The organism is Bacillus sp. FSL K6-0255 (genome assembly GCF_045040725.1).
GTDB classification, from domain to species: domain Bacteria; phylum Bacillota; class Bacilli; order Bacillales; family Bacillaceae; genus Bacillus; species Bacillus subtilis.
In genome coordinates this window covers 918020-941583 of sequence record NZ_CP150278.1, presented here as the reverse complement: position 1 = coordinate 941583, position 23564 = coordinate 918020, and the positions used below count along the sequence as shown (strand labels likewise).

The window sequence follows — 23564 nt, the reverse complement described above, 5'->3', positions numbered from 1 at the left end:
AGATTAAGATTCCTTAGCTTCTTTTGGAGCAGGAAGTAATGAAAGCTCCTCTTTTTTCTTCTTACGCAATTTATCTTTTCTGACGTCACGCAGGAAGATACTTAAAATCAAACCTGCTACACAGAATAAGGTTGCCCACATAAAGGCATCATTTATCCCCATGACATTGGAATCGAGTGACGCGTGTTTATAAATATGTGAGTACACATATGTTTTCGCCGTATCATAAGACACATTCATATTCACCATTAAATTCGAAACTGCATTTTGGAACGCATGGAGGAAGTTCGGGTCCGCCGTGCTTGTTTTATCTGCAATTTGTGAATAATGGAATGTCGTCCGGTTTGTATAAATCGTCGTAATTAAACTTGTTCCGATTGATCCGCTGATTTGGCGAAGCGTGTTGCTCATCGCCGTTCCGTGGCTGTTCAGACGGGCAGGAAGCTGGTTCATCCCGGCTGTCATGACTGGCATCATTAAGAGAGACATACCAAATGCACGAATTGAATAGATCAGCATGATGTGTGTATATGGTGTATCAATTGTCAATTGCGTGTATTGATATGTTGTTACCACTGTCACGAGAAGCCCGATAATCGCAAGCGGTCTCGGTCCGAATTTATCGAACAAAATACCTGAGATCGGTGACATAATCAGCATAACGATCGCACCCGGAAGCAGAAGCAGACCGGATTGAAGCGCCGTAAAGCCGACCAGGTTTTGCAGATAGATCGGTAAAAGGAACATACCAGTGTAAAGTGCCACTGTTATAATGATATTAATGACACTCGAGAGTGAGAAAATGTCATATTTAAACACTCTGAAATCAAGCATCGGATCATCATGACGCAATTGCTGAACAACAAAAGCAACAATTGCAATGGCTCCGATAATAACTGTAGACAATACAATCGGGTCGGTCCAGCCGTCAGACCCGGCTTCACTGACTCCGTATAATAAGGAGGCGAATCCGACAATCGATAGGATTGCGCCAAGAGTATCGAGTTTGATTTTTTGCGGCTCCACCATATTTTTAAAGATGAAGAAAGCCACAATGATAACAATTGCGCCGATCGGCACAAGACCGTAAAACATAATGCGCCATGTATAATGCTCAATAATCCACCCGGAAAGAGTCGGGCCGACCGCTGGAGCAAACATCATCGCTAGCCCGAAAATCCCCATTCCTTTCCCCCTGCTTTCAGGCGGGAAAATTAACAGAATGGTTGTCATAACGAGCGGCTGCAAGATACCTCCGCCCACGGCCTGAATCAAACGGCCGATCAGCATTGTAGAGAAGTTAGGTGCGATACCGCAGACTAACGTACCGAGCGTAAAACAAAACATCGCGACGAGAAAGAGACTCCGTTGGCCAAATCGTGTAATCAGGAAAGCAGATAACGGAATCAATACACCGTTAACAAGCATGTAACCTGTTGTCAGCCACTGAATCGTCGTTGCACTTACGCCAAATTCAGTCATTAAGTGTGGCATTGCAACATTAAGCAGTGTTTGGTTTAGGATTGCCAAAAATAAACCCGCCATTAGCACAATCAGCAATGACATAGGGTTTTTTGCATTTTTTTCTTTGCCTGTAGCCATCTAAGACAACCTCCTTTCATGGTTTGATGACTGATCTGTTTTACTCAGAAATTTTAACAGATGCATTCATTCCAGGAAGCACCTTATCAGATGGGTTTTTGATTGAAATTTTCACAGGAATTTTTTGTGTTACTTTTGTGTAGTTTCCGCTTGAATTTGTAGATGGAAGCATATCAAAAGTTGAGTTAGTCGCATAGCCAATTTCTTCTACAGTACCGTCAAATGTTGTATCAGGGTCTCCGTCAACTACTACGTCTACACTATTTCCTACTTCAATATCCGCAATATCTGTTTCTTTAATATTTGCTGTGATGTATAGGTTGTCCATGTCAATCGTTTGTGCAATTGTTGTACCAGCTTGTACGGTTTGTCCGTTTTTCACTTCGTTTTTCACAATTGTTCCATCCATAATGGATTTTACGTCAACAGTTTGTTCGCCTTTGATTTTTGCAACTGTGTCGCCTTTTTTCACTGTTTTTCCTTCGTCCAGATCCCAGTCAGATACTTTACCTGCCGCTGGAGCAGTAATAGCAGCCATATCGCCCGCTACTTTTGCTTCATCTGTTTTTACGTAGTTTGTGCTTTGATAATAGTAGTAAGCACCTCCAGCTATAATTGCAAGAACAACAATCAAACCGATAATGTTGGTCAGAATTAAACGTCCTCTGTTCATTTTGTTTTCTCCTTTCGTTTCATCCTCTATCATTTTGCGGAAAGCTGGTGAAAATATGTGAGAAGTTTTTAATTACCGCTTTTTTCTGAACAGCCTTCAGCAAGCTTCGTTAAACTTCCGGCTAGTTTGCGCAAATACTGCAGCTGGGAGGTATCAAGCTTTTGGTACAAGCCAGCACCCATTTTTGCATATTGCACAGCGGCTTTTTCTATCAGTTCTTCCCCCTCTTCGGTTAACTGAATCATGACGATACGGCGGTCATCCGGACTGTCATATCGATTCATCAATTGGCGCTTATACAGAATATCTGTCATCCGCGTCACAGAAGCAGGCTTAAGATCAAGCGACATTGCCAGCTTGCTTAGCGGGGTGCTTCCGCTTTGATGAATTTTAAACATCAGCAAATATTGAAGGACTGTAATATCAAAAGGCTCAAGCACAATCTCCAATATCTTCTTCTGTTTTTTATATATCGCCCGAGACGTATCGAAGAGCTGTTCAAAAGTGAGCAAAGCACGTTCTGATTCAGTCAACTCCTTTTCACCTCATTCCTCAATAATAGTTCACAAGATAAAATATTAATAAATGAAAGAAGATTTGTCAAAGGAAAAATTTCTTTTTCTCTCGTATTTTTTTCGCAAGCGTTTTCTTGCTTTTATTAAATAAAAAAAAGCCCTGAAATGGGCTTTTTATTACGAAAATTGATGGCTTACACCAGACTCTTCATTTCTGAAAAAGTTCTTTAGAGCCTGAAAAACATCAGATTTCTGTTTTAAAATATAGTACTTAAATTTCTCATCTTTTACATTTTTATATGCAGACATTAACGTTGAATGCCTGTTGTACTGATTGACCTCGCCGTAGCAAAACAGATTGGCCTTCTTCATAATATCATTGACCAGCTTCACACAGCGCGCGTTATCAGATGTCAGGTTGTCACCGTCAGAAAAATGAAACGGGTAAATGTTATAGCGGGCGGGATTGTACTTTTCATCAATAAGCTCAAGCGACTTCCGATATACGGAAGAACAAATGGTTCCGCCGCTTTCTCCCTTTGAGAAAAAATCCTCCTCCGAGACCACTCTTGCTTCTGTATGATGGGCAATAAATTCAATTTCCACAGTCTCGTATTTTGTCCGCAAAAAACGGGTCATCCAGAAAAAGAAGCTTCTGGCCATGTATTTTTCCCAAACCCCCATACTGCCGCTTGTATCCATCATGGCTAAAACGACGGCTTTTGATTCGGGCTTTGTGATGTCATTCCACGTCTTATATTTCAGGTCCTCCGGATAAATTGGGTAGAACGACGGTTTTCCTGACATTGCGTTTCGTTTAAAGGCTGACATCATCGTTCTTTTCTTATCAATATTACCGGTTAACCCTGTTTTACGGATATCATTAAACTCGATATCTGTATGAATGATATTGTCCCGCTCTTTTTGCTGGAGATTCGGAAGCTCTAATTCTTTAAAAAGCGCTTCTTCTAAATCCATTAATGAAACTTCCGCTTCATAATAATCCTCGCCTGCCTGATCACCGGCACCCTGCCCTTTTCCAGGCCCTTGTTTTTTGTCTGATCCATCCCGGGCCACAACATCTCCAACCTGGCTCTCGCCGTCTCCTTGCCCTACATGTTTATTTTTATCATAGTTATAACGGATTTTATACTCATCAAGTGAACGGATTGGGATCTTCACTACATCTTTTCCATTAGACATAATAATGCTTTCCTCAGTTACGAGGTCCGGAAGATTGTTTTTGATCGCTTCCTGCACTTTTTTCTGGTGGCGCTGCTGGTCATCGAAGCCTTTGCGATGGAGGGACCAGTTTTCCTCAGAAATCAAAAAATGGCCGCTGTCATTTTGGGACATGAATTCCCCTCCTTAACCATTTGTGGTCGTGATACATACGTATTCCGGCTTGTGCCAGATTATGAAACAAGTCTTTCGAAAAGATTTATATTCATCATATGCACATATGCACGTTTAATTGACAAACTATTTAGAAAATGGGACAAAATAACCCGCCCTATTCGGACGGGTCACGTTGCTTATCGGTTCAGCAGGCTGCCGACATATTTCAGCAGCTCATTGGCGCTCGTCGAGTTGTAGCCGTGCTCATCAATTAAACGGGCCACGACTTCATTTACCTTTTTCAGCTGCTGCTCATCCGGCGTTTTTGTTGAGGTCGTAATTTTAACGACATCCTTCAGATCAGCAAACAGCTTTTTCTGAATAGCTTCACGCAGTCTTTCATGGGAATTGTAATCAAACCGCTTGCCTTTTCTCGCATAGGCTGAGATGCGGATTAAAATTTCTTCGCGGAACGCTTTTTTGGCGTTTTCCGAAATGCCGATCTGCTCTTCGATGGATCTCATCAGCTTTTCGTCAGGGTTCATTTCCTCTCCTGTCAAAGGATCACGAAGCTTGTTTTTATTGCAATAAGCCTCTACGTTATCGAGGTAATTGTCCATAAGTGTTTTTGCTGATTCTTCATACGAATACACAAACGCTTTTTGAACTTCCTTTTTCGCAATGTCGTCATATTCCTTGCGGGCGGCAGAAATAAAATTCAAATACCGCTCCCTGTCCTCGTTTGAAATTGATGGGTGCTGATCAAGACCTTCTTTTAAGGAGCGAAGGACATCGAGAGAATTAATCGATTCCATATTTTTTCTGATAATCGTTGAAGAAATCCGGTTGATGACGTACCGCGGATCAATGCCGCTCATGCCTTCATCATTATATTCTTTTTTCATATCCTCAACGTCGACAGAATTATATCCTTCCACACTTTCTCCATCATACAGTCTCATTTTCTTGACCAGATCAATATCCGACCGCTTCGGCTCTTTTAACCGGGTAAGGATTGAGAACATCGCGGCGACCTTCAACGTATGCGGGGCAATATGAACATCCGCCACATCGCTTTCTGCGATCATTTTTTCATAAATTCTCTCTTCCTCAGACACTTTTAAATTATAAGGAACTGGCATCACGATGATTCTTGAGTGCAGGGCTTCATTCTTTTTATTAGAAATAAATGAGCGATACTCTGTTTCATTCGTGTGAGCCACGATCAGCTCATCAGCAGAAATTAACGCAAACCGCCCAGCTTTAAAATTCCCTTCCTGTGTCAAGGAAAGCAAATGCCAGAGAAATTTCTCATCACATTTCAGCATCTCCTGAAACTCCATCATCCCGCGGTTCGCTTTATTCAGCTCTCCGTCAAACCGATAAGCGCGCGGATCTGATTCTGAACCGTACTCGGCGATTGTTGAGAAATCAATACTCCCCGTCAAATCGGCAATATCCTGAGATTTCGGATCAGAGGGACTGAATGTTCCAATTCCCGTACGCTTATCTTCTGAAAAGAAGATGCGCTCCACCTTCACATCCTCAATTCTTCCTCCGTACTCTTCCTCCAGCCTCATGACATTTAAAGGAGAAAGACTTCCTTCTATTCTAATGCCGTATTCTCTGTAAAAGTCATCGCGTAAATGATGGGGGATTAAATGTAGAGGGTCCTCGTGCATCGGGCAGCCTTTAATCGCATATACAGCGCCATTATCTGTCAGCGTGTATGCTTCGAGACCTTTTTTAAGCATTGTGACCAGCGTGGATTTACCGCCGCTCACAGGCCCCATCAGCAATAGAATCCGCTTTCTGACATCTAGACGTTTGGCAGCCGGATGAAAATACTCTTCCACAAGACGCTCCAGAGATTCTTCAAGCCCGAACAGCTCGCGGTCAAAAAAACTGTACTTCTTGCGCCCGTCAATCTCCTCTATCCCGCTGTCTTTTATCATATTAAAAACTCGAGAATGAGCAGATTGCGCGACCATCGGATTTTCTTTAATAATCTCCAAATAATCGGCGAAAGTTCCTTCCCATTTCAGCCGCTGCTCTTCCTCTCTGTACTGTTCAATTTTCTTTAATATATCCATAAGGACCTCCTCTATCATGTTTGATACACTATGCAAATAAGGTACTTTGATACAATCTATGCCGCCATCTCGTGATACATGCTTTGGTTTCTTAAAAATAAAGATACTTATACATCGTTGACAAGGCAGACCGCGACCGTTCATAATAAAGAAAAATACAGAATCATCCAGACTCGGACAGCACGGAAAAATTGAAGAGGGGGAGAGACGGTGAAAACAATCATCATGATGGGTGTCATTGTCACTTTTTTAGTATCAATTTTTACCGCAGGATACGATAGCAAGCCTGGAAAAGAATAAAAAAGGGTGCTCCTGAAAGAGCACCTTTTTGTATAACAGAACAATGTTTTACAGTTTTGTTTTTTCTTTAATCTGTGAATGCGGATCGCATTCACATTTGTTTTCGTACTCAATCGTTCCGATGCTGCATCCCGGCCCGATGATCACTTCTTTTCCCCTGACAACTGCCGCTTCGGTATTATCCAAATAAACCCGATCGCCTTCTATGACATCGGCGATCAGCTTCCCTTTCTTCCGGCTAAAAAAACTCGCGCGTCTTTTCACTGTAATTGTTGTTCCGCCGATTTCCTGCACATGGCTTATATCATGGCTCAATCTCAGCTTGATCTCACCCGAATTTAATAACCCCGATACATCAACACAGCCTGTGACATGGAACATTTCTGTTTCACAATCACCTATTACGCTAAGCTTCCCTTTCACATCGCAGGATTCTCCAGTCATATTCCCGCCAATTTCAGTCTGGCCTTTCAGATTGAATCGATCAAATTGAAGTGAGCCGCTGACTTTCATTGTCCCATATATATTGATTTTGCCGGCTGTCAGATCGCCTTTACATTCACTTTCTCCGAGCACACGCAGCCGCTCAGTCTCTGCTTTTCCGAGAAAAAGGCCCGTTCCGTATATGCGGCAGCCTACAGCAGACAGCCCGTCTCCAACTACACCTTCTCCTTTGATGCTGACATTGTGATACGCGCCTCCTGCAGCATGCCCAGCGCCATATAATTTTAAATTTCCCAGTTTTGTTGTCTCCATTACGATCCTCCTTACAACTTTGTGGATGTTTCAACCGATGCGCTTGGATCACAGGTATAGTCCCCGCTGTATTCGACGGTTTCAATCTGGCAATCCGGGCCGATGACCACTTTATTTCCGCGCACGGTTTTCGCCTTTGTATTTGTCAATTCAATCACGTCACCTTCGATCAGCTCTGCTGTTAGAACAGGCTGCGGCATCAATCTGAGCAATGACAGCATTCCTTTTCTGCAGGTCACTTGAAGATGGCGGCAGCCGATCTCCCGCGCATAGCTTTCCCCTGCAGAAAGCTTAATGATCACCTGGTCTGCATTTAAAAGCCCGCTGATTTGGCATTTCCCTTCTGATTGAAAGGTTTCCGTTTCACAATCTGCTTCCATGACAGCTTTTCCGCTAATGTCAATGCCATCAGCCTTGACAGTGCCGCCAAATGTTGATGATCCAGCGATTTTCAATTGTTTTGCAGATACCTCTCCTTGGATAAAACCAGTGCCATTCATCCGGATAGATTCTGCTTCAACGTCTCCATGTATCTTTCCTGAACCGCTGATGGTTACCGCTTTCGCTTTGACGCTGCCGTCAGCTTTTCCGTTTCCATTAAAAGAAAAAGTGTCACACTCCACATCCCCGGCCACTGTCCCGCTGCCATTAATCTCAACAGATTGAAATGTTCCTCCCTTTGAACTTCCTGATCCGTTTATCACCAGCTTTTCCACTACATCCATCGATGGCCCTCCTGCATAAATGTTGTTTTTAATTCCTCTGAAGCTTTTAATAAATCTACCCGTTCCACAACCTTTACGGATGATTCAAACAAAATGCTGTCCGCCGCAGCCGCTATAAAACAAGTTGTGACACCGAGCTTGCGGAGCACAATCAGCTCCGTCTGTTTTTCAATCTCTTCAGTATCATGCTTCTTTAATACCTCTGCAGCCATTTTTGCTTCTGCAAGGCTGACATTTCCAGACTGCAGCAGTCCCTCAAGCACATACAGCGAAAGCAAATCCCTGGATGAGAAAACCGGACTTCCTCCGTCTTCTGAATAGGCTTCAAGAGCAGGCCTTGAAACCAAACCTTTATGAAGCAATTCATCAGCGGTCATGCTGACATCCTTCATTTTCGGCGACAGCATTTCCCTCATTTCATCCAAAGACAAATTTTCTTTCATCTTTTGAATCATTGATATACGCTTTAAAATCTCCTCTCTCGGAAAAAACGTCTCTTGCCCTGTAAATGTGGATTTACGAATAAACCATTCCTCAGGTATTAAGTTTTTCCGCTTCCATCGATACAGCTGACCGTATGAAATCGATGTTCTTTCAAGTAATTCTTTTTTAGAGATTAATTGTTCTTCCATAAGTCCAGCTCCTTTGATGGGTACATTGTAACATAACACTGTTACGTTGTTAAGCCCAAAAACGAAACAAAGCATTTCAACATCCGCAAAAAAACCCGCCCATCATCGATGAGCGGGTTTTTTCACTATTTTAAATCACGGTAATTTTGCTGGCGCAGCGCTTCATAAACAAGAATCGCGGCAGTATTGGACAGGTTTAACGATCTGACGTGCTCTGTCATCGGAAGACGCAGGCAGCGGTCCATATTATTTTGAATTAAATCCTTTGGCAAACCGCTTGTTTCTCTTCCAAACACGAAGAAATAATCCTCGTCAAGATCAGTGTAATCAAATGATGTATGAGGCTGCTGGCCAAATTTTGTAATAAAGAAAAACTTGCCTTTTTTATATGCCTCAAACAATTCTTCTAACGAATCATGATACACAACGTTAACAAACTCCCAATAATCGAGTCCGGCACGCTTCAGCATTTTATCATCCGTTGAAAAGCCGAGCGGACGAATCAGGTGTAGCGTTGTATTGGTTGCTGCACAAGTACGTGCAATATTCCCTGTGTTAGCGGGAATTTCTGGTTGATATAAAACGACATGTAATGCCACAATGTTCACCTCTGTTTTTCTTATCCGCCCATCATTATAACATTAATTACTCTTTTGTCGTATCATCAACGATATGAAAAAAGGCATATCGTATTGACGGCGTGTATGCCGTAGAATCCTCATATGACCAATACCTCATCCTGCTGTCATAAGTCTGGGCGTTGACAAGCGGCATATTGCCTTTGTCCTTTGCCACGACAATCGTTGTATGATTAAACCGGCCGTCTCCTTCGAAGTCATAGCAAATCACATCGCCCGGCATCAGTTCTTCCGCTGATTTCACCCGCACCGCACGCAGTCCGGCCTTTGAATTCGACAAATACATTTTCATAGAGTGAGCCACCGTCCAGCTGTAGCTCCATGAGCTTTGTTTCATCCACCAGCCTGATCCCCTGTTCGGATGACCGCGCATCGGCGCGCCTCCTGCATGAAGACACTGAGAAATAAAATTTGTACAGTTATCGCTGAAATTTTTATAAGCAGGATTGCGCTTGTTCCAAAATTTCTCGGCATATTGGACAGCGCCGAGACGATCGTATTGAAAAGCCCTGCCAAACGCTTCTCTTTCCTCTTCAGCTTCAGAATAGTCAATAATACTGGTCCCTTCATGAAATCCAGCCGGCTTTTTCGCAATTTCCTGATCACTAATCAAAATGTGATCATACAGGAAAGCCATTCGCTCCTCTATGTGCTCTTCTATATACAAGCTGTCATCTTGTTCCTTACACACGTATTCGTAATGAATGGTATACGAAAGGCAGGTCGTTCCGTCATCCTCAACCCGCACATGATTAATCACGGCCTTTGCTTTCGCTTTTATGATGTCAACTTTACGTTTTTCCAGAAGCTTTTTCTTACGCTCCATGACTTTAAGGTCTCCGACTTGAGACTCCTGTCTCATAGCATGCCCGTTAACCAGAAAGCCCAGCCGCTCCTCCGCTAATTGTTCTAAAATGTACTTCAAGCTCACCCCACCCGCCATACTTTTTTATAGAGAAAAAACACTTGGATGATCTCAAGTGTTTTTTCCTTCTGCTCTATACGTATGTCAGGACAGGCCTTGTTTAGTCATGCCTGAAGCTTTTAGCAACTCAATTCCTTTTTCAATTTCCAGCTTTGCCTCTTCATCCTTCTCTTTTTCCAGCGCTTTTTCAAGCTCTTCCGCGTAGGCGGGGTCTCCGATTTTTCCGATTGCCCATGCGGCTGTCCCCCTGATGACAGGACGCGGATCCTTGTGCATCAGTTCCGTCAATTCAGGCAGTGCGGAAGCATCCTTAAAATGCGCAAGCGCGAGAATGGCGTTTCGCTGAATCGGTTTTTTCCCGCGCCAAGAACCTGAGACATGCCCGAATTTCTCCTTAAATTCCCGATTGCTGATGGTCAAAAGCGGCTTCAATAACGGTTTGGCAATCTCAGGATCAGGCTCCATTTCCGGATGAAGATGAAAATCCTTCCCTTTATTGAGAGGGCATACCGTTTGGCACGTATCGCACCCGTACAGGCGATTTCCGATTTTTGTCCGGAATTCATCAGGCAAAAATCCTTTTGTCTGGGTCAGAAAAGAGATGCAGCGCTGCGCATTAAGCTGCCCGGGATTAACCAGTGCTCCCGTCGGACAGGCGTCCAAACATTTCGTGCAGGACCCGCACATATCTTCAATCGGCACATCAGGCTCAAAAGGGATATTTGTGATCATTTCCGCCAAATACACATAAGAGCCATACTCGGGTGTTGTGATCATACAGTTTTTCGCACTGAATCCGATTCCGGCACGTTCCGCAACGGCGCGATCAGACGATTCACCTGTATCAACCATTGACTTCGTTCTGATATCCTCATGCTTGCTTTTTAGAAAATCCTCCAGCAGATCAAGCTTTTCCCTCAGCACATCATGATAGTCTTTTCCCCAGGAAGCTCTGCAAAAAATGCCCCTGCGCTCAGTTCTCGTGCTTCTCGGCGCATCCTTCATTCTGGAAGGATATGCGAGAGCAATTGCCACTATTGATTTCGCTTTCGGCAAAAGAAGCTTCGGCGTCACCCTTTTTTCGATATCTGGCTCTTCAAAGCCGGAGAGATAGCCGAGTGATTCTTGAAGAATCAAACGGTCTTTTAAACTGTCAAAAGTATCAGCGGTCGTAAAACCAATCTTGTCTACGCCAATGCTTTTCGCGTATTCAATTAATTCTTCTTTGAGCTGATAAACGTTCATGTTTTGCACAGCCTCCTTTCTTTGTGATAAAACGACACAGCGTTTATAATAGGTTGATATCACGTAACTGGAGTGAATGCTAGTGAATATCAAACTTGATTCTGTTATTACTGAACGTGCGGCCGGCTTACATGCAGCTGCTGTCATTTATGAGAATATCGAAGTCGGCTCCTCACCGCAAATGCTGAAAGGCAGACTCCGCCTGTTTCAAGAATCCTTGTTTTTCGACTATGCGGACGGCGGTATATCCGATGAATCCTTCGTCAAGGAATGGCAGAAACTCTTTAAACAGCTTAACCCTTCATTTGAGGGAGAAACAACCCCAATGGAGGACATGCTGGTCCCGATATCCAAGGAACAATTCATGGAAAGTAAAGACTCGGCCCATGACACAATCGATTTTTTCGCATTAAAATATTCTCTGCCTATTATGATTTATGATGCCGGAAAGCTTCATGAGCCGGTCCGGATCTCATTGGGAGAAAAAGAAAACATACTGCTTTTCTCTGATGAAAACGGCATTTTTGGCGATTTCAAAAACAGCGTCAACCACTATCCCGTTTCAAACGAGACTAAGAATATGCTGCAAATCATTTTTTTCCCGCCATCGATTGAGAAAAGCAGCGCTGTTAACCTCTTATCATCATTAACGAAAATGTTTGAACAAATTCACGGCGGCACCCATACAGTACATTGGCTTACGTAAAAGAACACGAATACCGTGTTCTTTTTCACATAAAAAAACGCAATACTTCGTTTATCTGAGAAACGAAACACTGCGTTAATAACGTATGTATGGAGCGGGTGATGAGAATCGAACTCACGACATCAGCTTGGAAGGCTGAGGTTTTACCACTAAACTACACCCGCATTTGTGATTGTCAGCAACAGTACCGCTCTGACTTTTTTTATATTACATGTTTATTTATTTTTCGTCAAGGGAATATAAAAATTTTGTCGAAAAAAAGTTATCTTTTTGTAAAGTTGTTAAGTTCCATTTACATAATGTTAAGTATACTATACAATATAATCAATCGAGATTGTGAAGGGGACAGACGTCATGATGAAAAATAAAGTAAAAGAGCTGAGGGCACGCTTCGGCTATTCTCAGGAAAAACTCGGAGAAACGGTCGGCGTCACAAGACAGACTGTGGCAGCGATTGAAAAAGGCGATTATGTTCCCTCACTGCTGTTAGCACTGAAAATCTGCAAAGCCTTCTCCATGAAAATGGAGGATGTCTTTTGGTTAGAGGAGGAAAACTAAGATGAGCATGAAAACAAAAGCAGCTTTTCACCTTGTTTTATTTGGCCTTGCATGCTGGGCGCTGATTTCATACTTTGAAGCCTCAGAAGGCATAGCATCTTTTTTCGGCACAAAGAGCGGCGGGATGGTATTTGATTTAAACCTCACTCCCTTTATTCTGTTTGTTGCGGCGTCTGCGGTTTATTTGTACTTACAGAAAAAAAGCCGCCCTGCCAGAAAGCAGCTACTTCTGCCTGATGAGTTTGAAGAGCAGGATGAAAGAGAGCAGATGATGACGGCAAAAGCATGTCGCGCGTCATATATCGCTGTCTACTTCTCGCTGCCTGCCGCAGCGGTTCTTCTCATTTTTTATCCGCTATTTCAATCGCGCATTCCGTTTTTCCCTATTATTATTGTGTTTATCATCATGATCATCCAGCACCTTTCCTACGTCATCTCTTTCAAGAAAAACGAAAAAAACTCCGGCGCGCTGTAATCGGCCGGAGTTTTTTCTTACCAGCTTGCTTTTTTCACACCGGGAATCTGGCCTTTATGGGCCAGCTCCCTGAAAGCGATTCTGGACATTTTAAACTTCCTCATATATGCTCTCGGGCGCCCCGTTACCATGCAGCGGTTGTGAAGCCTTCCCGGTGCTGAATCTCTTGGCAGCTTGCTGAGTGCCTCGTAATCTCCTTTTTCCTTCAACTCGCGTCTAATACCAGCGTATTGCTCAACAAGCTGTTGGCGTTTTAACTCTTTTGCCACTTTTGATTTTTTAGCCAAGTCACATAGCCTCCCTTTAAATCGAAATTGTTACGATTTAAAATGTATCATGCACCATTCAAAAAAGCAAGCATACCGCTTTGTAAAACAGACGGCCTGAAGCCGCCCATTCTAATGATGCAATTCCACATAATACAGTAACGCATCTTGATGCTTAATGAGCTCTTTTTTATGTTCAGAGGTGTGCATTGTCTCGTCAGTCCCTCTAATACTGCTGCCGATCAAAGCAGGCTTCTCGAAAGTAATCGGTTCCGGCGATGAAATATTCTGAGTCATTTCCTGTGTTGTGCTATCGTCGCGTTTCACCGATGAATCAGCCGCTATAGTTCCCTGTTTATCCACAATGCCAAAATGAATGGTGGTATGTTTATTCTTTCCTTCCCCCTCTTCATTCTCAAAATAAACAAATTGTATGGTATCAGTTTTTTCCTCTGAATAATCTGCACGAACCGGTCCAAACCTCTCAACAAGCTTTCCCTTTTGATAATGTTCGATGTACATGTCAGCTGAAGAAATACCTTCACCGATATTGACGGCTTCGGCAGTGAATGCCTGTGAAGCTGCGACATCCATTCTGTTTTTTTCAAGATCTGATATGTCCGCCGCTTTGATTTCCATCTGTTTTGAATGTCCGCATGCTGACAGCATAGCTATGAGGCAAATGACTGCCGCGCTTCTCAATGTTTTCAGAAAAAAAGCCCCCTTTTTTTGAATATCATACCATGTTCGGGGGGCTGTATTTTAGTTAAACTCATGCATTTTTCTCTTTGACAAAATAAGTGTTTCCTACCGCTTCTCCCCTTTTGTTCTGAAGCTTTCTCGTCCGATCATTTTCAAACGGCAAAAGCGGAAATACAAGCTCTGCAAAATAATACGCTTCTTCTAAATGCGGATAGCCGGAGAATATAAACGATTCTATGCCGAGTGCCTGGTACTCCGCTATCCGGTCGGCAATCGTCTGCGGATCACCGACAAGAGCTGTTCCTGCCCCTCCTCTGACCAGGCCGATCCCCGCCCACAGATTCGGGCTGATTTCAAGCTTCGTCCGATCGCCTTGATGAAGGACGGCCATCCGCTGCTGGCCTGAAGAGTCGTAACGGCTCAAAGCTGCCTGCGCTTTGGCAATGGTGTCATCATCCAAGTGGCTGATCAAGCGCTCTGCCGCTTCCCATGCCTCTTGTTCAGTTTCACGGGCAATGACATGCAGCCTAATGCCAAATCGAACGGATCTCCCTTCTTTTGCCGCTTGCTTTTTGACTCTTTCTATCTTTTCTTTTACTTGTTCAGGCGGCTCACCCCATGTCAAGTACACGTCTGTATGCTTTGCGGCAGCTTCAATTCCAGCCTGTGACGAACCACCGAAATAGATGGGCGGATGCGGCTCTTGCTGCGGCGGGAAAAGCAGATTGCTGTTTTCCACTTTTATATGCTTTCCTTCATAGGAAACCGTTTCTCCCTGCAAAAGTCTCCGCCAAACGGTTAAAAATTCGTCTGTTGCCTCGTAGCGCTCATCATGGCTGATAAACAGGCCATCGCCTGCCAGCTCATACGGATCGCCCCCTGCCACAACGTTGATCAGCAGCCGGCCGTCTGAAATGCGGTCTAGGGTGGATGTCATTCTGGCTGCCAGAGAAGGCTGCATTAAACCAGGTCTTACCGCGACTAAAAACTTTAAGTCCTTTGTTTCTCCTGCCAGTGCCGACGCTGTAAGCCACGGGTCCTCGCACGATCTTCCCGTTGGCAGAAGAACTCCTGTATATCCCAGCCTGTCTGCCGCCTGCGCGACTTGTTTAAAGTAAAGATGATCCGCAGTCCGTCCATCACTTTCAGATCCTAAATATCTCGCGTCTCCATGAGTCGGTATAAACCAAAGAATTTCCATATTCATCTCCCCTTTATATCTTTTATCCTTCGTAGCTGTTTCTCCACTTTAACAGCTTTCGTTCAAGCAGCCTGACGAAGGAATCCGTCAGCTTTCCAACCACTGCAAAAATGATAATCCCTGCAAAGACTTTATTCGTTTGTGAAAACTGTCTCGCATCCATGATCATATAGCCGACTCCCGAGCTTGAGCCCATCAGCTCTGCCACAACGAGCCCGAGCCATGCAATGCCGAGCGATAAGCGAATGCCTAGCAATATATTGGGCAGGGCTGCCGGCAATATCACTTTGGATATCTGCTGATGCCATTTAAATTCAAGCACCCGGGCGACTTCAAACAGCTTCGCGTCAACCCCGCGGATGCCGTTAAACGTATTGATATAGACAGGAAAGAAGGCACCGAGCGCAATCAGCAAAATTTTAGATACTTCGTCAAATCCGAACCATAAAATAAACAGCGGCGTGACGGCCAGATGAGGTACGGTTCTAAGCATTTGCAACGACGGATCAAGATACAGCTCCGTCCGTTTGGAAAATCCGGCCAAAATCCCGATCATCAATCCAAGCCCCGCGCCAAGCAAAAAACCAAGCGCCGCCCGATAAATGCTGATTTGCAGATGGCCGAACAGTTCGCCGGACAAAATAAGCTCCTTAAAGGTCAGAACAATCGTAACAGGTGTAGGCAGCACTGTAGCAGACACAACCCCCAGCCCGCCGATGACCTGCCAGATGGCAATGATGACAGCGGGCAGTAAAAGCCCCTTCATCCAGCCGTATCTCTTCCTTCCGGGCTTTTTTCGCACCGCTTCCGCATTCGTTTTGAGCAGCGAGCCCGCAGCCTCTGCTTTCATCATTGATCACCTCCTGAGGAATGTTCCTTTAATGCTTTTTTGATAAAAGTGTTATCGACAACATCCTTCACATCAATCTTCTTATCTATCGCCTTTGTTCGAAATTGAAAATCTGCTGTTTCCTGCTGCGCTTTCACAATGTCGTCACTGATGACCTCATTCAGAGGTTCAGTATTTTTCAGCACATTTTCGACGACCTTTTTATCGAGATCTTTAATGTCAGAATACAAGTCCGCTGCTTCATCCAGATGTTCCTTTTGCCATACAACGGCTTTATTAAACACCTTCAGAAAACGGGCCACTTCGTCTGGATGCTCTTCTGAAAACTTTGTTCTTACTAAAGTAAAACCCGGTGAATATAAATCTGTGCTTTCTCCGTTCACAAGGATTTTTGCTCCGTGTTTCATTGTTTCTAAGGACAAGTACGGCTCCCAAATGGACCAGGCATCAACAGATCCGTTTTCAAATGCGGAAGCTGCTTCATCAGGCTGAAGCTGAATAATTGTCACATCGTTAGCTGACAACCCCACTTGATCAAGCGCTTTATACAAAAAATCAAACCCGCTGCTGCCTTTGGCGACTGCAATTTTCTTCCCCTTTAAGTCCTTAACGTCTTGAATGCCGCTGTTTCGATTGACAAGGATGCCGTTTGCTTTCAAGCCGTCCTGAGACAAACCGATTTCTTTAAAGTCAATGCCTGCCGCCTGTCCAGCGATCACAGGCGAATTACCGACTTGAGAAAAATCAAGTTTGTCTGCCGCAAGGCCTTCAAATTGGGGCGGACCGCTTTGAAACTCCACCCATTTCACTTTGATGCCTTCTTTTTCAAATGCATCTTCGAACCAGCCTTTTTCCTTTGCGATCAAAAGCGGGCTTAAGCTTTGCTGAATACCAATACGAATTTCCTTCAATTGTTTGTGGTCACCGCTGGCTCCATTCGCTCCACAGCCTGCGAGCAGAAAAATAACGGCTACCAATACAATGAGTCCTTTTTTCATTTCCGCTTCCGCCCTTTCTATATCCCTGATCCATCTGCGTACTCCAAATCTTCTGTTTTCTCGAATTCCGACAGCACTCTCTGTCTGATCGCCTGGAAATCCGCAGTCGTCCGGTTTCGCGGATACGCCAGCTGAATGGGCATCAGCTTATGGATTTTCCCCGGTTTGGCCTTAAGGATCGCAAGCTCATTTCCTAAATAAACAGATTCATCTATATCATGAGTCACGAGAATCATCGTTGTTTTTTTCCTCCTCCAAATATCCAGCAGCACGTCCTGCAGGTGTTTTCTTGTAAAAGCGTCGAGTGCACCAAACGGTTCATCTAAAAGCAGCACCTCAGGCTCCCGCAGAAGGGCCCGGGCGATGGCTACTCTTTGTGACATGCCGCCTGACAGCTCGCGCGGATATGCTTTTTCCGATCCTTTCAATCTGACAATCTCGATCAGTTCATTCACCTTTTGTTTGACTTTTGGGTCCTTCAAATTCAAGTCGGTGGCAATATTCTGCTCAACAGTCAGCCAAGGAAAGAGGCGGTGTTCCTGAAAAATAAATCCTTGCTGAATACCCGGAGCTGTTACGCTGCGGCCGTTAATTTCAACACTCCCGTCATATTCAGAATCAAGCCCTGCAATAATCTTTAACAGGGTGCTTTTTCCGCACCCGCTCGGTCCGATAAGCGTTAGAAATTCGCCTGGTGCGATTGATAATTCTATGTTCTCTAAGACCGTGTTTTTGCGGCCCTCTTGAACAAATGCCTTTTCTTTGATGCTGATGGTCACAGCCACTTTTATCCCTCTCTTTCTGCCAACCCCGCCTTCAAAAAAACAAAAAGGCCCCCATCTCTGTTCTTGTAGAGATGAGAGCCTTCGGCGGTCCGATCAGCTGCCCAATTGTTTTTTTGTTTGAATAACATGTTAATTCAAATTATTCCGATATGTCAACTCTTTTTTAAATACGATTTTTGATATCCTTGTTTATCACTTACTCTGCTTGTTTCGCAAATAGAGAAGGAAAAATTATTTCTCCAAAAATTATTAAGTGTCATAAAAAGCTGTTACAACAAGGTTTTTCAACAATTTCGATACTATATATCGATTAATAGAGATAACTATTTTATAATAATTATAAAATAATATTGACTTTTTACTTAGAGATGATATTATGTTCTTATAAATTCCAAGAGGTGATAACATGAGTTCAAATAAACTGACAACTAGCTGGGGCGCTCCGGTTGGAGATAATCAAAACTCAATGACTGCCGGTTCTCGCGGACCAACTTTAATTCAAGATGTACATTTACTCGAAAAATTGGCCCATTTCAACCGAGAACGTGTTCCTGAACGTGTTGTTCACGCCAAAGGAGCAGGCGCACACGGATATTTTGAAGTGACAAACGACGTAACAAAATACACGAAAGCCGCTTTCCTTTCTGAAGTCGGCAAACGCACACCGTTGTTCATCCGTTTCTCAACAGTTGCCGGTGAACTTGGCTCTGCTGACACAGTTCGCGACCCGCGCGGATTTGCTGTTAAATTTTATACTGAAGAAGGAAACTACGACATCGTCGGCAACAATACGCCTGTATTCTTTATCCGCGATGCGATTAAGTTCCCTGATTTCATCCATACACAAAAAAGAGATCCAAAAACACACCTGAAAAACCCAACGGCTGTATGGGATTTCTGGTCACTTTCACCAGAGTCACTTCACCAAGTGACAATCCTGATGTCTGACCGCGGAATTCCTGCAACACTTCGCCACATGCACGGCTTCGGAAGCCATACATTCAAATGGACAAATGCCGAAGGCGAAGGCGTATGGATTAAATATCACTTTAAAACGGAACAAGGCGTGAAAAACCTTGATGTCAATACGGCAGCAAAAATTGCCGGTGAAAACCCTGATTACCATACAGAAGACCTTTTCAATGCAATCGAAAACGGTGATTATCCTGCATGGAAACTATATGTGCAAATCATGCCTTTAGAAGATGCAAACACGTACCGTTTCGATCCGTTTGATGTCACAAAAGTTTGGTCTCAAAAAGACTACCCGTTAATCGAGGTCGGACGCATGGTTCTAGACAGAAATCCGGAAAACTACTTTGCAGAGGTAGAACAAGCGACATTTTCACCTGGAACACTCGTGCCTGGTATTGATGTTTCACCGGATAAAATGCTTCAAGGCCGACTGTTTGCTTATCATGATGCACACCGCTACCGTGTCGGTGCAAACCATCAAGCGCTGCCAATCAACCGCGCACGCAACAAAGTAAACAATTATCAGCGTGATGGACAAATGCGCTTTGATGATAACGGCGGCGGATCTGTGTATTACGAGCCTAACAGCTTCGGCGGTCCAAAAGAGTCACCTGAGGATAAGCAAGCAGCATATCCGGTACAAGGCATCGCTGACAGCGTAAGCTACGATCACAACGATCACTACACTCAAGCCGGTGATCTGTATCGTTTAATGAGTGAAGATGAACGTACCCGCCTTGTTGAAAATATCGTTAATGCTATGAAGCCGGTAGAAAAAGAAGAAATCAAGCTGCGCCAAATCGAGCACTTCTACAAAGCGGATCCTGAATACGGAAAACGCGTGGCAGAAGGCCTTGGATTGCCGATTAAAAAAGATGCTTAATGTAGAAATGCAAAAACCCGCTGTAATCAGCGGGTTTTTTTCTATTTAGTTACACATTGCGTATGCTTCTCATCAATCTTCATATAAATTTCTTCCATGAGCTCCGCGCTGTTTATAATCTCTCGTTTGTTTTTTTCAATCAGCAGCTCAAGCGGCAAAATCTGATTCCCGTAGGTTTTTCGCTTCCTGAATCGTTTTCTCCCCTTTTCTTTTTTGACTCCCATCAATAATCCCTCCTTTTTCATACAAAAAAGGCCCTTATCTAAACGATAAGAGCCTTCGGTGTTCCGATCAGCGCGATAAATTTGAAAAATTTGTACTGACCATGTTAATTCATACAATACCGACCTGTCAACTATTTTTTAAGGGAGTTGACACTGTATCAGATTGCATCCCCGCTTTTTCCTTATACACTCTTTTCCCCTGACGCATAAGCTAGAGAAACTAGAATACGAGAGAAAGAGATGTGGGAGTGTGGAAAAGACAAAATTGACCGGACGTATCGTGACACGGGATGATCCGGACTATAACGAAGCAAGAACCAATATTAACCTAAGCTTAGAAAGGTATCCTGACATCATTGTGTTTTGCCAAAACAAACAGGATGCACTCAATGCGCTGAAATGGGCGCGTGAAAACCGTGTGCCTTTCCGTATTAGAGGCGGCAGACACAGCTATGAGAACTTTTCCCTTTTAAATAACGGTCTTGTTATTGATTTAAGCGAAATGAAAAAAATAACTGTGAATCAGGATAAAAAGCTGGCCTATATTGAAGCGGGGGCTGAATTGGGAGAAGTCTATCGGACACTCTGGCAATACGGCCTGACGCTTCCCGCAGGCACCATTGCTAATGTAGGGCTCACAGGTTTAACTCTCGGAGGGGGAATTGGACTTTTAACAAGGGCTGCCGGCCTTACTTGCGACAGCCTCGTGCAGCTTGAGATGATCGTAGCAGACGAAAAAGAGGGCGCTGATCTGATTACAGTCAGCTGTTCAAATCATCCAGACTTATTTTGGGCGTCTCAGGGAGGCGGAGGAGGCAATTTCGGCATAGTCACCTCCATGACATTTAAAGCAGTGCCCATCTCTCAAGTGTCGATTTTTTCTATAACATGGGGATGGGATGATTTTGAGGAAGTATTTAACACGTGGCAGCACTGGGCCCCGTATACAGATGACCGGCTTACATCATCAATAGAGTTTTGGCCTAAAGAAGTAAACCGCATAGAAGCCCTCGGCCAATTTGTCGGGCCAAAAACAGAGTTAAAAAAACTGTTAAAGCCTTTATTGAAAGCAGGAAGCCCAACAAGCGGAATTTTAAAAACAATGCCGTTCATCGAAGCGGTAACCTTTTTTAACAGCCCGGGAGGCAATCAGCCTCAAAAAATGAAACGCTCCGGCTCTTTCATTGAAAAGCCATTATCAGAACGTGCGATTTCAACAATAAAACACTTTTTAGAGCACGCTCCGAATCAAAACGCCAGTGTCTGGCAGCAAGCACTCGGCGGGGCAGCCGGACGGATCGCTCCCGACCAAACGGCATTTTATTATCGTGATGCAATCATCGCCCAGGAATACTTAACAAACTGGACATCTCCTGAAGAAAAAAGACAAAATGTCCGCTGGATTGAGGGGCTGAGAACGTCCCTTTCGAGAGAAACGATGGGAGACTACGTAAATTGGCCAGATATCGAAATCAGAAACTGGCCAAGAACATATTACGGCGAAAACGTTGAACGACTCCGCCGTGTCAAAACGAAATATGATCCCGAAAATGTTTTCCGCTTTGAACAGAGTATTCCTCCGCTTCGACGCTCTCTGTTTTTCTAAAAAAATGAAGATGGAGCATTCTCCATCTTCATCTTTTTTATTGATATAAATTGCTTCCCGTATCGACAAACTCTTTTGCTTTTTCTTTTAATCCTTTATTTATGGCTTCTGCTTCACTGAGATCGTTTTTCTTCGCATAATCCCGAATATCCTGTGAAATTCTCATGCTGCAAAATTTCGGACCGCACATGGAACAAAAGTGAGCGGTTTTTGCTCCTTCAGCAGGCAGAGTTTCATCATGGTATTCAAGGGCTCTCTCCGGATCAAGAGATAAATTAAACTGATCCCGCCAGCGGAATTCAAAACGGGCTTTCGATAACGCATCATCCCGGGTTTGTGCTCCGGGATGCCCTTTTGCAAGATCCGCAGCGTGCGCAGCGATCTTATATGTAATGACTCCTTCACGAACATCATCACGATTTGGCAGCCCCAAATGCTCCTTCGGCGTTACATAACAAAGCATTGCTGTCCCGTACCAACCGATCATCGCCGCTCCGATCGCTGAAGTAATATGGTCATATCCCGGAGCAATATCCGTTGTCAACGGCCCCAATGTGTAAAAAGGCGCTTCTTTACAAATGTCCATTTGTTTATCGACATTCTCTTTGATTTTATGCATCGGAACATGGCCAGGACCCTCAATCATCACCTGAACATCATGCTTCCAGGCAATTTGCGTCAGCTCTCCAAGCGTCTCTAATTCAGCAAACTGCGCTTCGTCATTGGCATCAGCAATTGATCCGGGACGCAAACCATCCCCAAGAGAGAAAGCAATATCATACATTTTCATAATCTCACATATTTCTTCAAAATGTGTGTATAAAAAGCTTTCTTGATGATGAGCCAGACACCACTGCGCCATAATCGCTCCCCCGCGTGACACGATACCAGTTGTCCGTTTGGCAGTCAGCGGTACATACCTAAGCAAAACACCCGCGTGAATCGTAAAATAATCCACTCCCTGCTCTGCCTGCTCGATTAGCGTATCACGATAAATCTCCCACGTTAAATCCTCAGCTACGCCGTTTACTTTTTCAAGCGCCTGATAAATCGGAACAGTTCCCACAGGCACGGGGCAATTGCGGATAATCCATTCACGCGTCGTATGAATATCTTTTCCGGTAGAGAGATCCATCATCGTATCCGCTCCCCAGCGGATGGCCCACGTCATTTTTTCCACTTCTTCTTCAATGGATGACGTAACCGCTGAATTCCCGATATTTGCATTAATCTTCACATGAAAATTCCGGCCGATAATCATTGGCTCACTTTCAGGGTGATTAATGTTTGAAGGAATAATCGCCCGGCCGCTGGCTACCTCGTCTCTGACGAATTCAGGAGACACATGCTCACGAATGGCGATAAATTCCATCTCAGGTGTAATGATCCCCTTTTTTGCATAGTGCATTTGTGTGACATTTTGACCTGCCTTCGCCCTCAGCGGTTTCCGCTTTAATCCTGGGTAGCTTACGTTTGGATTTGCTTTTTTATAACCGTTATCTTCTGGTTTTATAGCCCGACCTTTATACTCTTCCACGTCACCGCGCTCTGTGATCCATTTTTGGCGGAGCGGCTTTAATCCTTCTTGAATATTAATGGTTACTTCAGGGTCCGTATACGGTCCGCTTGTATCATAGACACGCACAGGCGCGTTTTCCTCTTCGCCGAACGATCCCGTCGTCGGACTCAATAGGATCTCCCTCATCGGTACTTGGATGTCCGAAGAAGATCCCTCCACGTATACCTTCTTGCTGCCTGAAAAACTTGACATAATGGAAATGTTGGCTTGCTGCACTGAATTGTTTTGCATTACTTTTCCTTCCCCTCTCTACGTTTGAAAGGACAAAATCAAGCCCATAACCAGCACAAAAAACCGGATTCATATAAATGAAC

24 protein-coding genes and 1 tRNA gene are annotated in these 23564 nt (G+C 44.1%); 5 read left to right on the top strand and 20 right to left on the bottom strand.

Translation table 11 applies throughout. The features are described 5' to 3' along the window. Window positions 1-3 precede the first annotated feature (3 nt). From MHB62_RS04835 to queG, 11 genes are all read right to left on the bottom strand, one after another. Window positions 4-1602, bottom strand: coding sequence for an MFS transporter (locus MHB62_RS04835; protein ID WP_003233429.1), 1599 nt, complete (start codon window positions 1600-1602; stop codon window positions 4-6). Between the two features lie 40 nt (window positions 1603-1642). Continuing rightward, window positions 1643-2308: an HlyD family efflux transporter periplasmic adaptor subunit gene (locus tag MHB62_RS04830; RefSeq protein WP_014476241.1), complete on the bottom strand. Its 666-nt coding sequence runs from the start codon at window positions 2306-2308 to the stop codon at window positions 1643-1645. Window positions 2309-2343: 35 nt separating this feature from the next. Further along, a complete protein-coding gene (locus MHB62_RS04825; RefSeq protein WP_003233431.1) occupies window positions 2344-2808 on the bottom strand; it encodes a MarR family transcriptional regulator in 465 nt (154 codons plus the stop codon). 159 nt (window positions 2809-2967) lie between these two features. Continuing rightward, window positions 2968-4146 (bottom strand): sporulation protein YhbH, encoded by a 1179-nt coding sequence (yhbH, locus tag MHB62_RS04820; RefSeq protein WP_003233432.1) that lies wholly within the window; start codon window positions 4144-4146, stop codon window positions 2968-2970. Between the two features lie 179 nt (window positions 4147-4325). Beyond that, window positions 4326-6221 carry a serine/threonine protein kinase PrkA gene (gene prkA, locus MHB62_RS04815; protein WP_015715557.1) on the bottom strand — a complete coding sequence of 632 codons (1896 nt, stop codon included), beginning with the start codon at window positions 6219-6221 and terminating at the stop codon, window positions 4326-4328. A 348-nt stretch (window positions 6222-6569) separates the two neighbouring features. Beyond that, window positions 6570-7277 (bottom strand): hypothetical protein, encoded by a 708-nt coding sequence (locus MHB62_RS04810; RefSeq protein WP_015715556.1) that lies wholly within the window; start codon window positions 7275-7277, stop codon window positions 6570-6572. Between the two features lie 11 nt (window positions 7278-7288). Beyond that, on the bottom strand, window positions 7289-8002 hold the full coding sequence (locus MHB62_RS04805; RefSeq protein ID WP_015715555.1) for a polymer-forming cytoskeletal protein: 714 nt from the start codon (window positions 8000-8002) through the stop codon (window positions 7289-7291). Next, on the bottom strand, window positions 7993-8634 hold the full coding sequence (locus MHB62_RS04800) for a YhbD family protein (protein ID WP_015715554.1): 642 nt from the start codon (window positions 8632-8634) through the stop codon (window positions 7993-7995). Before MHB62_RS04800 ends, MHB62_RS04805 begins: the two co-directional genes overlap by 10 nt. 125 nt (window positions 8635-8759) lie before the next feature. Further along, entirely contained in the window at window positions 8760-9242 is a 483-nt protein-coding gene (gene trmL, locus MHB62_RS04795; protein WP_010886453.1) for a tRNA (uridine(34)/cytosine(34)/5-carboxymethylaminomethyluridine(34)-2'-O)-methyltransferase TrmL, read from the bottom strand. Between the two features lie 37 nt (window positions 9243-9279). Then, window positions 9280-10215, bottom strand: coding sequence for an amidase domain-containing protein (locus MHB62_RS04790; protein ID WP_010886452.1), 936 nt, complete (start codon window positions 10213-10215; stop codon window positions 9280-9282). Window positions 10216-10281: 66 nt separating this feature from the next. Continuing rightward, entirely contained in the window at window positions 10282-11442 is a 1161-nt protein-coding gene (gene queG / locus MHB62_RS04785; RefSeq protein WP_404978345.1) for a tRNA epoxyqueuosine(34) reductase QueG, read from the bottom strand. Between the two features lie 82 nt (window positions 11443-11524). On the opposite strand from queG, the gene MHB62_RS04780 reads away from it, so the two are divergent. Then, complete coding sequence (locus tag MHB62_RS04780) at window positions 11525-12148, top strand: B3/4 domain-containing protein (protein WP_003245517.1); 624 nt, start codon at window positions 11525-11527, stop codon at window positions 12146-12148. Window positions 12149-12238: 90 nt separating this feature from the next. Here MHB62_RS04780 and MHB62_RS04775 read toward each other — a convergent pair. Next, window positions 12239-12312 (bottom strand) — tRNA-Gly (locus MHB62_RS04775). A 193-nt stretch (window positions 12313-12505) separates the two neighbouring features. Between MHB62_RS04775 and MHB62_RS04770 the strand changes: the two genes are divergently transcribed. Together MHB62_RS04770 and MHB62_RS04765 are read left to right on the top strand one after the other, a co-directional pair. Continuing rightward, window positions 12506-12706, top strand: a complete 201-nt coding sequence (locus MHB62_RS04770) for a helix-turn-helix transcriptional regulator (protein WP_009966860.1) — start codon at window positions 12506-12508, stop codon at window positions 12704-12706. 1 nt (window position 12707) lies between these two features. Then, entirely contained in the window at window positions 12708-13181 is a 474-nt protein-coding gene (locus tag MHB62_RS04765; RefSeq protein WP_003245008.1) for a lipoprotein, read from the top strand. 17 nt (window positions 13182-13198) lie between these two features. Here the strand turns inward: MHB62_RS04765 and rpsN are convergent, their stop codons facing one another. The 6 genes from rpsN to MHB62_RS04735 all read right to left on the bottom strand — a co-directional run bounded on the left by rpsN (window position 13199) and on the right by MHB62_RS04735 (window position 17983). Next, window positions 13199-13468: a 30S ribosomal protein S14 gene (gene rpsN / locus MHB62_RS04760; RefSeq protein ID WP_003233455.1), complete on the bottom strand. Its 270-nt coding sequence runs from the start codon at window positions 13466-13468 to the stop codon at window positions 13199-13201. 111 nt (window positions 13469-13579) lie between these two features. After that, window positions 13580-14116: a hypothetical protein gene (locus tag MHB62_RS04755; protein ID WP_003245073.1), complete on the bottom strand. Its 537-nt coding sequence runs from the start codon at window positions 14114-14116 to the stop codon at window positions 13580-13582. A 103-nt stretch (window positions 14117-14219) separates the two neighbouring features. Then, on the bottom strand, window positions 14220-15350 hold the full coding sequence (gene ssuD, locus MHB62_RS04750; protein WP_003245787.1) for an FMNH2-dependent alkanesulfonate monooxygenase: 1131 nt from the start codon (window positions 15348-15350) through the stop codon (window positions 14220-14222). 22 nt (window positions 15351-15372) lie between these two features. Continuing rightward, window positions 15373-16203, bottom strand: coding sequence for an ABC transporter permease (locus MHB62_RS04745; RefSeq protein WP_080287595.1), 831 nt, complete (start codon window positions 16201-16203; stop codon window positions 15373-15375). Continuing rightward, window positions 16200-17198 (bottom strand): aliphatic sulfonate ABC transporter substrate-binding protein, encoded by a 999-nt coding sequence (locus MHB62_RS04740; RefSeq protein WP_032721215.1) that lies wholly within the window; start codon window positions 17196-17198, stop codon window positions 16200-16202. The genes MHB62_RS04745 and MHB62_RS04740 overlap by 4 nt, the downstream gene beginning before the upstream one ends. A 17-nt stretch (window positions 17199-17215) precedes the next feature. Beyond that, window positions 17216-17983 carry an ABC transporter ATP-binding protein gene (locus MHB62_RS04735; protein ID WP_029726357.1) on the bottom strand — a complete coding sequence of 256 codons (768 nt, stop codon included), beginning with the start codon at window positions 17981-17983 and terminating at the stop codon, window positions 17216-17218. Between the two features lie 406 nt (window positions 17984-18389). Between MHB62_RS04735 and katA the strand changes: the two genes are divergently transcribed. Continuing rightward, window positions 18390-19841, top strand: a complete 1452-nt coding sequence (gene katA, locus MHB62_RS04730; RefSeq protein ID WP_014476225.1) for a catalase KatA — start codon at window positions 18390-18392, stop codon at window positions 19839-19841. A gap of 41 nt (window positions 19842-19882) precedes the next feature. On the opposite strand, the gene senS is transcribed toward katA, so the two are convergent. After that, complete coding sequence (gene senS / locus MHB62_RS04725) at window positions 19883-20065, bottom strand: transcriptional regulator SenS (protein WP_029317517.1); 183 nt, start codon at window positions 20063-20065, stop codon at window positions 19883-19885. Between the two features lie 250 nt (window positions 20066-20315). Here senS and MHB62_RS04720 point away from each other — a divergent pair, with 250 nt between their 5' ends. Beyond that, the gene (locus MHB62_RS04720; RefSeq protein ID WP_032721209.1) at window positions 20316-21671 is read left to right on the top strand and encodes an FAD-binding oxidoreductase; all 1356 of its coding nucleotides are present in this window, start codon (window positions 20316-20318) and stop codon (window positions 21669-21671) included. Window positions 21672-21708: 37 nt separating this feature from the next. Here the strand turns inward: MHB62_RS04720 and thiC are convergent, their stop codons facing one another. Further along, complete coding sequence (gene thiC / locus MHB62_RS04715) at window positions 21709-23481, bottom strand: phosphomethylpyrimidine synthase ThiC (RefSeq protein ID WP_032721208.1); 1773 nt, start codon at window positions 23479-23481, stop codon at window positions 21709-21711. Between the last annotated feature and the right edge of the window lie 83 nt (window positions 23482-23564).